We start from the raw sequence: 4,118 nt of genomic DNA, 5'->3' as shown, positions 1-4,118 counted from the left end.
CCCACACCTGGAGAACACCATCGTGTTCGAGGGCCCGGCCACCGTCGCCGCGATCGTGCTGGAGACCGTCGTCGGCACCGCCGGCATCCTCGTCCCGCCGCCCGGCTACCTCGCGGGTGTGCGCGCGCTGTGCGACAAGTACGGCATCCTCTTCATCGCCGACGAGGTCATGGCCGGGTTCGGCCGCACCGGCGCGTGGTTCGCGGTGGACAACTGGGGCGTCACCCCGGACCTCATCACCTTCGCCAAGGGCGTCAACTCCGGCTACGTGCCGCTCGGCGGCGTGATCATCTCCGACGCGGTCTTCGAGACCTTCCGGGAGCGCCCGTACCCCGGCGGCCTGACCTACTCCGGCCACCCGCTGGCGTGCGCCGCGGCCGTCGCGACCATCAACGCCATGCGCGACGAGAAGATCGTCGAGAACGCCAAGTGGCTCGGCGAGTCGGTGATCGGTCCCGAGCTGCGGGCCATGGCGGAACGCCACCCCTCGGTCGGCGAGGTGCGCGGCCTCGGCGTCTTCTGGGCCGTCGAGCTGGTCAAGGACAAGGCCACCCGCGAGCCGCTGACCCCCTACAACGCGGCCGGTGCCGACGCCAAGCCGATGAACGACTTCGCGGCGGCCTGCAAGGCGCGCGGTCTCTGGCCGTTCGTCAACATGAACCGCACGCACGTCGTGCCGCCGTGCACGACCACCGAGGCGGAGGCCAAGGAGGGCCTGGCGATTCTCGACGAGGCGCTGACCGTCGCGGACGGGTTCTGCGTCTGATGCCGCCGCGCGCGGGCGCGGGTTCCCGAGTACCGGCATACCGGGGAACCTGACCGCGCGGCACGTCGGCCGACGCACATGCGGGGCCGCGCCGTTCTCCGGAACGGGCGCGGCCCCGCGTGTTTTCGCGTGTTCGCGCGTTTCTTCGACAACATTGCTACCCAAACCGGACATCCCTTCATATGATCGAGCCGATCGGATGGGGGATGCCCGTCGGAGCGGATGTTCCGGCGGCCGGGGTGAGAAGAGACCGACGTGCAGCCGGCCGAATCCAGTGTGTTCACCGGCATTTCCTTCGTGGGTGCGGTGCGCCGTATCAGCCTGCGCGAGGAGATCGCCGAGGCGCTGAGCGACGACCTGGTGACCGGGCGCCTGGCCCCCGGGGCCTCCCTGACGGTCAACGACGCGGCGCGGCGCTTCGGCGTGTCCGCGACGCCGGTGCGCGAGGCCCTGATCCAGCTGGCCGCGCACGGCCTGTTCACCGGCGGGCACCACCGAGGCTTCCAGGTCGCCAGGTACTCGTGGGCGGACTTCACCGAGATCCTGGAGGCCCGCAAGCTCATCGGCGTCCCGCTCATCGGCCGCATCGCACGCACGATGCCGGACGAGTGCCGCCCCGAACTGCTGCGGCTCGCCGACCGGTTGGACGCGGTGCGCTGGTACGGCGACACCACTGAGACGGCGCTGGTCGACCGCCAGTTCTTCGGCGAGCTCGGCCGGCTGTCGGGCAACGAGCGGCTGGCCGCGATGCTGCGGCTGCTGCGGGTCCAGGCGTGGATGTACCTCGGGCCGTACCTGCGCGCCGCATCCGGCCCCACCGAGGCCTGGCGGCGGCACCGCGAGCTCGTCGAGTGCCTGGCCGCCCGCGACGCGGAGGGCGCGCAGGTGCTCATGCGCGACAACGTCGCGGCCCTGCGGCTGTTCGCACGGCGGTTGGTCGGCGACGGGGGCGACCCCCTGGGCTAGGGTCTGTCTGCACGCCCCTGCCGGGGCCCGTTTCGGACCCCTCCCGTCCCGCTCTCACCGCTCCTGGAGCTCGCACAGTGGACTGTGACGTCTGGCTCGTCCCGCTCGTCGACGCGCTGTGCCACAACCCGGAGAACCCCTTCAAGGACGAACTCGCGGCGTACGACGCGGTTCTGACGGCCAGTGGGCTCCCGCCCGTGCCGGTCTTCACGTGGTCGGAGGGGCTGGAGAAGGGCGTCTGGACGGTCGGCGCGTTCGACCACGACTCGCTGCACTACCTGCGCCGCGCGTACCTGCTGCACCGCACCGGGTTCCCGGTGACGCCGGTGGACACGCTGGGCGACGACTACGACCAGTTGCTGGAGACCTTCGAGGCGGCGGCCCAGCACTCGCACCTGGTGTGGCACTACGACCACGCGGGCGCGTACCTGCCCGTCGACTTCCCGCGACCGCTGATGGACGAGCCGCTCCCGGAGGACGGCGGGCCGCTCGGCTCCAGCCTGGGGATGCTGCGCGAGCTGGAGGACCTGGCGCCGTACATCGGGGTGGACCTCCTTGACCCGCCCATGCCGCTGCCGACGTACGACGGTTCGGTGTACGGGCGGGAGCGCTTCGTGTGGTCGGTGCTCTACCGGGCCGCGCTGCTGAGCGTCGGCCAGGGCTCGATGATCGTCTTCGCCTGATCCCGTTGGCCGGTCTTCGGCTTGCCGTGCGCGCCTGACCGCCCCTGACCGCCCCTGACCGCGCTTCCCCGGACCGTCGCGGCCAGGCCATTCCGCACCCCGTCCCGGCGCCTTCGCTCGCGCGCCCATTTCCGGCGCCCCCGGTCCCGGAGCGCCATATCCCGGGCGAACCGATCCGTTTTTCGGCTGTCCGAATTCGTGCGGAGTCTGTGCCGCAGGCCCGGTACTGACATACCGTCAGAACGTTTGGCAGGCATCTGTCCGCTTCGTCCCCGAAGCTTTGCGGAACTTCCCCAGAAAGTCCCGCAGGCCCTGCAAAAAACCGGGGGCGTCCGGACATAGACAGGCGACGGTTGAGGGGCAGGGGGTGCAGGTGGGGCGAGACGAGGCGTTCCGGGACATATACCGGGAGCACTACAACGCCGTGCTTCGCTACGCCTGGCGCCGCGTCGGCCCCGACGCCGCTCACGACGTCGCGGCCGAGGTCTTCCTGATTGCGTGGCGGCGCTGGGAGACCGTGCCACGGCTGGACCCTCTTCCGTGGCTCTACGGAGTCGGCCGCGGCGTCGTGCAGAACCACCACCGCACCGAGAACCGCGGCCAGATGCTCGAGGCCCGGCTGATGGTCGAACCCGACCCGCCGACCCGGGACCTGGCCGACCGGACCGCGGAGCGCAACTCCGTGGTCAGTGCATGGCAGAGCCTGGGCGAGACGGACCGCGAGGTCCTCGCCCTGGTCGGCTGGGAGGGGCTGGACGTCCCGACCGCCGCGATGGTCATGCAGTGCTCCGTCCCCGCGCTGACCGCGCGCCTGTACCGCGCGAAACGCCGACTGAGAACCGCACTCGACCGCCAGGACAAGGCAGCCGAGGACGCGCCGGAACCGCCGGGCGCCCCGGCACAAGTGGGTTTGGAGGAGCGATGCGTCTGACGGACGACGTCCGCACGCTGATGCGGCCGAACGACCCAGCTCCACCGGCCTCCGAGGAACTCTCCGAGCAGGCCCGCTTCACCCTCGAGGACATCCTCGTCTCACGCCCCGGCGCGGTGTCGACCCGTACAGGGGTCGGGCCGACACCGCGCCGGACCCTCTCCGGGCGCAACCGGAGGAAACGAAGGTGGCTCATCCCGATGAGCGTCGNCCCCCCCCCCCCCCCCCCCCCCCCCCCCCCCCCCCCCCCCCCCCCCCCCTCCCCCCCCCCCCCCCCCGGACCCTCTCCGGGCGCAACCGGAGGAAACGAAGGTGGCTCATCCCGATGAGCGTCGTGGTCGCCACCTCGACCGGGGTCGCGGTGGCCCTGGTCTACCCGCAGCCCGAGCGGCCCAAGGTGCTCGACCGCGCGGACTGCTACGCGGACACCGACCTGGCCGCCGACCCCTTCCACGGCGGCAGCGCGCAACTGGGCACGATCACCGGCAAGTCGCACAGCGCCGAGGTCGCCGCCGAGCTGTGCGCCGACATGTGGGGCCTGGGCCTGCTGCGGCCAGGGGTGCCGAACGTCGCCGTCGACGAGAACGATCCGAATCTGCGGGCGTCCGAGCAGAAACGCCTGTACCCGGTCCCCAATCTCGTCGTCTGCGTCCGCGACGGCGCGGCCGCGGTGTTCCCGACCGACGACCCGGACTTCTGTCGGAACGCCGGGCTGCCGTCGCTGCTCGGCAAGTGAGGAATTCACGTGGGCCCGCCCCGGTCCGACCGGGCG

Annotated in this window: 5 protein-coding genes; all 5 read left to right on the top strand. The window is 71.7% G+C overall.

Going from position 1 to position 4,118, the window contains the following annotated elements; translation table 11 throughout:
* Positions 1-766: aminotransferase class III-fold pyridoxal phosphate-dependent enzyme (locus ACRX5S_RS06595; RefSeq protein WP_436771820.1), on the top strand; the 766-nt coding region annotated here is incomplete at its 5' end.
* A 255-nt stretch (positions 767-1,021) separates the two neighbouring features.
* Positions 1,022-1,732 carry a GntR family transcriptional regulator gene (locus ACRX5S_RS06590; protein ID WP_436771819.1) on the top strand — a complete coding sequence of 237 codons (711 nt, stop codon included), beginning with the start codon at positions 1,022-1,024 and terminating at the stop codon, positions 1,730-1,732.
* Positions 1,733-1,809: 77 nt separating this feature from the next.
* Complete coding sequence (locus ACRX5S_RS06585; protein ID WP_436771818.1) at positions 1,810-2,415, top strand: hypothetical protein; 606 nt, start codon at positions 1,810-1,812, stop codon at positions 2,413-2,415.
* A gap of 367 nt (positions 2,416-2,782) precedes the next feature.
* The gene (locus ACRX5S_RS06580; RefSeq protein ID WP_436771817.1) at positions 2,783-3,346 is read left to right on the top strand and encodes an RNA polymerase sigma factor; all 564 of its coding nucleotides are present in this window, start codon (positions 2,783-2,785) and stop codon (positions 3,344-3,346) included.
* A 325-nt stretch (positions 3,347-3,671) separates the two neighbouring features.
* Positions 3,672-4,082, top strand: a complete 411-nt coding sequence (locus ACRX5S_RS06575; RefSeq protein ID WP_436771816.1) for a hypothetical protein — start codon at positions 3,672-3,674, stop codon at positions 4,080-4,082.
* The last annotated feature ends 36 nt before the right edge of the window (positions 4,083-4,118 follow it).

This window comes from Yinghuangia sp. YIM S09857, assembly GCF_051388915.1.
Lineage (GTDB): Bacteria > Actinomycetota > Actinomycetes > Streptomycetales > Streptomycetaceae > Yinghuangia.
This window is presented reverse-complemented; position numbering and strand designations above follow the sequence as displayed.

Coding starts and splice junctions, on each gene's coding strand:
- ACRX5S_RS06575 (WP_436771816.1), top strand. CDS start 3,672: ATGAGCGTCGTGGTCGCCACCTCGACCGGGGTCGCGGTGGCCCTGGTC.